At 67.0% G+C, this 6,154-nt stretch carries 4 protein-coding genes; all 4 read left to right on the forward strand.

Annotation, left to right across the window (positions count from 1 at the left end; genetic code table 11):
* The 4 genes from thrC to prfA all read left to right on the forward strand — a co-directional run bounded on the left by thrC (position 1) and on the right by prfA (position 5,941).
* Entirely contained in the window at positions 1-1,083 is a 1,083-nt protein-coding gene (gene thrC, locus ABIE24_RS16500; protein ID WP_354501666.1) for a threonine synthase, read from the forward strand.
* The gene (thrB, locus tag ABIE24_RS16505; protein ID WP_354501669.1) at positions 1,080-1,997 is read left to right on the forward strand and encodes a homoserine kinase; all 918 of its coding nucleotides are present in this window, start codon (positions 1,080-1,082) and stop codon (positions 1,995-1,997) included. The genes thrC and thrB overlap by 4 nt, the downstream gene beginning before the upstream one ends.
* 404 nt (positions 1,998-2,401) lie before the next feature.
* Positions 2,402-4,741, forward strand: a complete 2,340-nt coding sequence (gene rho / locus ABIE24_RS16510) for a transcription termination factor Rho (protein ID WP_354501672.1) — start codon at positions 2,402-2,404, stop codon at positions 4,739-4,741.
* Between the two features lie 120 nt (positions 4,742-4,861).
* Entirely contained in the window at positions 4,862-5,941 is a 1,080-nt protein-coding gene (gene prfA / locus ABIE24_RS16515) for a peptide chain release factor 1 (RefSeq protein WP_354501674.1), read from the forward strand.
* The last annotated feature ends 213 nt before the right edge of the window (positions 5,942-6,154 follow it).

Here is a 6,154-nt window from a genome sequence, read left to right on the forward strand (position 1 = left end):
ATGGCGAAGCAGTGGCGCGGAGTTCTGCACGAGTACGCAGACCGTCTCGATGTGACCGACAAGACCCCCATCATCACCCTCGGTGAGGGCGGAACTCCGCTCATCTACGCCGCGGCGCTGTCCGCACGCACCGGTGCGAAAGTCTGGGTGAAGTACGAAGGCATGAACCCGACCGGGTCCTTCAAGGACCGCGGAATGACGATGGCCGTGTCGAAGGCCGTCGAGGCGGGCGCGAAGGCCGTCATCTGTGCCTCCACCGGAAACACCTCGGCATCGGCCGCCGCCTACGCCGCGCACGCCGGCATCACCGCCGCGGTACTCGTGCCCGAGGGCAAGATCGCCATGGGCAAGCTCGCCCAGGCCATCGCGCACAACGCACAGCTGATCCAGGTGCAGGGCAACTTCGACGACTGCCTCGACATCGCCCGCGAACTCTCGGCCAACTACCCGGTGCACCTCGTCAACTCGGTGAACAACGACCGGATCGAGGGCCAGAAGACGGCGGCATTCGAGGTCGTCGAGGTGCTCGAAGACGCCCCGGACTTCCACTTCATCCCGGTGGGCAACGCCGGAAACTACACCGCGTACACCCGCGGCTACACCGAAGAACTCGAGCGCGGCATCAGCACGAAGCTGCCGCGGATGTTCGGATTCCAGGCCGCAGGCAGCGCCCCGCTGGTCACCGGCAGCATCGTGAAGAACCCCGAGACCGTCGCCAGCGCCATCCGGATCGGCAACCCGGCGTCTTGGGACCTCGCGCTTGCCGCCCGTGAAGCAACCGACGGCTACTTCGGGGCGATCGAGGACGACATGATCCTCGCTGCCCAGCGCATCCTGTCCAGCGAGGTCGGCATCTTCGTCGAACCCGCGTCCGCGATCAGCGTCGCCGGCCTGCTCGAGCGGTCCGAAGCGGGACACGTGCCCGCCGGATCCACCGTCGTTCTCACGGTGACCGGTCACGGGCTCAAAGACCCGCAGTGGGCACTCCGCAACGCCGACGGCGGCGACATCGCCCCGACGATCGTTCCCGTCGACGTCAACGAGGTCGCCAGCGTCCTCGGGCTGGCCAAGGACTCCGCGTGAGCCTGACGGGCCGCTCCGTCACGGTTCGCGTTCCGGCCACATCGGCCAACCTCGGGCCGGGCTTCGACACGCTCGGCCTCGCCCTCAGCGTCTACGACGAGGTCACCGTCACCGTCCGGGACGAACCGGGTGCCTTCGTGGAGGTCAACGGCGTCGGCGAGTCGGTCGTCCCGACCGACGCGTCCAACCTCGTCGTTCGGTCGATCGCGTACACGTTCGAAGCGATGGGGCAGCCCGTTCCCGGTTTCGACCTGGTCGCCCACAACGTCATTCCGCACGGTCGCGGCCTCGGCTCCTCAGGAGCCGCGGTCGTTGCCGGGATCGTCGCCGCGAAGGGCCTGCTCGCCGACGTCGTCGACATCGACAGCGACACACTGCTGCGTGTCGCCACCGAACTGGAGGGTCACCCCGACAACGTGGCGCCCGCCCTGTTCGGCGGACTCACCATCGCCTGGGTCGAGCCGACCGGTCCGCAGCACAAGAAGCTCCTCGTCCACCGCGGGGTGTCGCCGCTCATCCTCGTTCCCCAGCACACGCTGTCGACCAAGCTCGCCAGGAGCCTCCAGCCGGTCAGCGTTCCGCACGAGGATGCCGTGTTCAACGTCTCGCGGTCGGCCCTGCTGATCGCCGCCCTCACCCAGAGTCCCGAGCTGCTGTTCGCGGGCACCGAGGACCGCCTGCACCAGAGCTACCGGGCGTCGGCCATGCCGGAGACCGATCGGCTGGTGACCCTCCTGCGTTCCGCTGGACACGCGGCCGTGGTGTCTGGCGCCGGCCCGTCGATCCTCGTCCTCGCCGATGGCCCCGGCCAGCGACTCCAGGCGGCGGAACTCGTGGCGAACGAATCCGAGACCCCGTGGGAGAGCATGCTGCTCGCAGTGGATGTGCGTGGCGCGACGATTGTTTCGGACTGAGCGCGCCGAAACTGGGTGGCTGGGGGTCGCCGTCACAGGGTGGCTGGGGGTCGCCGGTACGAGATGGCTGAGGGTCGCCGATACGAGATGGCTGGGGGTCGCCGTCTCGTTTTCGAGATTGCCTTGGTTAAGGCTGCCGCCTTTCAGAACGCTCCGCGTTCTGGGGGTGCAGCCGGTACCCGCGAAAGTGGTAGAGTTGCCTCGATCCCGATAGGCAAGCCGAACAGGCAAATCTGGCCTCCGGGTGATTTCTGCAAACCCAACGCCATCGCCGACAGCATTGCGTGTCTGTTCTATGACACGCACGGCGCGCAGGGTGTGAGTCTTTTCTGACGGACGCTCCTGCCAACGCGATGTGCTCTCCTGACGTGTTCCACGGATCAGGGGGAAGGAACCCACTTTCAGTGACCAATGTCAACATCCGTTTCGATACGGAATCAGGCGCAAACCTGACCTCCCTCAAGGTCTCCGACCTGCAGCTGCTTGCCAGCCAATGGGGTATTCAGGGCGCATCCAAACTTCGCAAGGGGGAACTCGTGGAGAAAATTTCAGAGGCTCAGGCCGCTGCCGAGGTCGACGGGGCAACGCCGCCCGTCGTCGCCGAGGCGGATGTCCAGCTCGACGTTCCGGCCGAATCGCAGGTTGAGGTGCCGACCGAGGCACCCGCTGGTGTTGAGGCGCCTGCCGTCGTAGCCGAGCAGCCGCAGGCTGAGGCTCCCGAGCAGACCGCGCCGGTTGCACGCAAGCGCGCACCGCGACGCGCGACCACACAGTCCGCGAAGGATGCCGCACCGGTCTCCGCGGCCGGGCACATCAACTCCAACGGCGCCGCCCAGGTCCCGGACGCACCCCTCACCACCGGTGGCGTGCACCTGCCGGATGCTCCGGTGATCGCCGAAGCGCCCAGCACGGATGGCGTCGCACCCGAGTCCGCACCGCCCGTACAGGCTGAGTCCGGCGACGAGGCGGGCGCCCAGCGCCCCAAAAAGAACAACCGTCGTGGACGCGGTGCCAAGGCCGAGCGGGCTGAAGCCGAGCCGACCGAGCAGGCCGAGGAACCGGCAGCCGACGACGCCTCGCAGGGCGAGCCCGACGAGTCGTCGCAGGAACCCCGTCAGGGACGCGGCCGCAACCGGAACCGCAACCGCAACGCCGACCAGGCGCAGGACGACAGGCAGGGCGGCCAGAACGACCGCAACCGCACCAACGACCGCGTGGCCACCGAGCGCCAGGGTCAGGGCAACGAACGCCAGCCTGAGCGTGACGGCGACCGCCAGGGCCAGGAGCGCCAGGGCCAGGAGCGTCAGACCCAGGAGCGCCAGGCCCAGGAGCGTCAGGGCCAGGAGCGTCAGGGTCAGGAGCGCCAGGCCCAGGAGCGTCAGGGCCAGGAGCGTCAGGGCCAGGAGCGTCAGGGCCAGGAGCGCCAGGGCCAGGAGCGCCAGGGCGGCCGTGACCAGCAGCGCGAGCAGCAGGATGACAGCCGCAACGGCCGCAACCGGTACCGTGACCGCAAGCGCCGGGGCGGGACCGACAACGCCGACTTCGAGCCGGAGATCTCCGACGACGACGTGCTTTTGCCCGTCGCCGGCATCCTCGATGTGCTCGACAACTACGCGTTCGTCCGTACTTCCGGCTACCTGCCGGGTTCGAACGACGTCTACGTCTCCCTCGGCCAGGTCAAGAAGTACAACCTGCGCAAGGGCGACGCCGTCGTCGGCGCCATCCGCCAGCCGCGCGAGAACGACACCAACGCCCGCCAGAAGTACAACGCGATCGTCAAGGTCGACTCTGTCAACGGCCAGAGTGTGGACGAGGCGGCGGCGCGCGTCGAGTTCGGCAAGCTCACTCCGCTCTACCCGCAGGACCGTCTGCGGCTCGAGACCGAGCCCGGCAAGCTGACGCAGCGCATCATCGACCTGATCGCCCCGATCGGCAAGGGACAGCGCGGCCTCATCGTCGCACCGCCCAAGGCCGGCAAGACGATCGTGCTCCAGCAGATCGCCAACGCCATCTCGATCAACAACCCTGAGGTCCACCTCATGGTCGTCCTCGTGGATGAGCGCCCCGAAGAAGTCACCGACATGCAGCGCACGGTGAAGGGTGAGGTCATCGCCTCCACCTTCGACCGCCCTGCCGAAGACCACACCACGGTTGCTGAACTCGCCATCGAGCGCGCCAAGCGGCTCGTCGAGCTTGGGCACGACGTCGTCGTGCTCCTCGACTCGATCACCCGCCTCGGTCGTGCATACAACCTGGCTGCACCGACCTCCGGACGCATCCTGTCCGGTGGCGTCGACGCATCCGCCCTGTACCCGCCGAAGCGTTTCTTCGGCGCCGCGCGCAACATCGAGAACGGTGGCTCGCTCACCATTCTCGCCACGGCGCTCGTCGAGACCGGGTCCAAGATGGATGAGGTCATCTTCGAGGAGTTCAAGGGCACCGGAAACTCCGAGCTCCGACTGTCGCGCCAGCTGGCCGACAAGCGGATCTTCCCCGCGGTCGACGTCAACGCATCGTCGACGCGTCGTGAGGAAATGCTACTCGGTGCCGATGAGGTCCGCGTCACCTGGAAGCTGCGCCGTGCCCTCGCCGGTCTCGACCAGCAGCAGGCGCTCGAGGTTGTCCTGGGCAAGCTCAAGGAGACCCAGTCCAACGTGGAGTTCCTCATCCAGATGCAGAAGACGATGCCGGCGCCCGTCGCCGGGACCGGCCGCAGCCACGACCACGAGCGCGACCACCGCTAGCGACGTCGACGAACCCGTTTGCCCAGGCCTTGCCGCTCTCTGAGAGTCGCAGGGCCGGGGCAGGCGGGTTTTGTCATTACTCGACTGGCAGGTAGACAATCGCTAAAGGACGGATGAGAAATGTTTGAATCGGTATCGGTACTGATCGACGAGCACAAGGACCTTCAGGAGCAGCTCGCCGACCCGGCGGTCCACGCCGACCCGGCGCGGTCGAAGAAGATCAACCGGCGCTACGCCGAGCTGTCGAAGATCCTCGCGGCGCATTCCGCGTGGCTCGAAGCGCAGGAAGACCTCGCCGCCGCACGGGAGCTCGCGAAGGAAGACGACGCGTTCGCCGAAGAGGTCCCAGGTCTCGAAGAAGGCCTCGCAACGGCGCAGGAGAAACTTCGACGGCTGCTCATCCCGCGCGACCCCGACGACGGCCGTGACGTCATCATGGAGATCAAGGGAGGCGAGGGTGGAGCCGAGAGCGCCCTCTTCGCCGCCGACCTGCTCCGGATGTACCTGCACTACGCCGAGTCGAAGGGTTGGAAGACCGAACTGCTCGAGCGCACCGAAAGCGACCTCGGCGGGTACAAGGACGTCCAGGTTGCGATCAAGTCCAACGCCACCGACCCGTCGCAGGGGGTCTGGGCTCACCTCAAGTACGAGGGCGGCGTGCACCGCGTCCAGCGGGTTCCCGCGACCGAGTCCCAGGGGCGCATCCACACCTCCACCACCGGTGTCCTCGTCTTCCCCGAGGTCGACGCCCCCGAAGAGGTCGAGATCAGCCAGAACGACCTCAAGATCGACGTCTACCGCTCCAGCGGCCCCGGCGGCCAGTCCGTCAACACGACCGACTCCGCCGTGCGCATCACCCACCTGCCCACGGGCATCGTCGTGGCCATGCAGAATGAGAAGAGCCAGCTGCAGAACCGCGAGGCCGGCATGCGCGTTCTCCGCGCGCGTATCCTCGCGCGCCAGCAGGAGGAACAGGCCGAACTCGACAGCGCCAAGCGCAAGACCCAGATCCGCACGATGGACCGGTCGGAGCGCATCCGCACGTACAACTTCCCCGAGAACCGGATCGCCGACCACCGCACCGGCTACAAGGCGTACAACCTCGATGCGGTCATCAACGGTTCACTCGACCCGCTAATCGAATCGGCCATCCGGGCCGACGAAGAGGCGCGTCTCGCCGATATCGGCGACCAGAGCTGACCCCACACCCCTCTCCGCGAGAACCGGTCATCCCTCGGGGTGGCCGGTTTTTCTGTGAGGCGGATGCCGCGGCATCCGTACCGCGAATCGGTTCCGGTGACGCAAACGCACCGAATAAGCGCGCGGGTTCTAACGGTTAGAGCAACACCTGATTATTGAAGGGTGTTGATCGAGATGAGTCCGAGGTTCTCGGAGCGGATGCTGGGCGATGTC

This window comes from Mycetocola sp. 2940, from assembly GCF_040548835.1.
Lineage (GTDB): Bacteria > Actinomycetota > Actinomycetes > Actinomycetales > Microbacteriaceae > Mycetocola_A.

Excerpts from the sequence above, each read along its gene's own strand:
- thrC (WP_354501666.1), top strand. The coding sequence starts at position 1 with ATGGCGAAGCAGTGGCGCGGAGTTCTGCACGAGTACGCAGACCGTCTC.
- prfA (WP_354501674.1), top strand. The coding sequence starts at position 4,862 with ATGTTTGAATCGGTATCGGTACTGATCGACGAGCACAAGGACCTTCAG.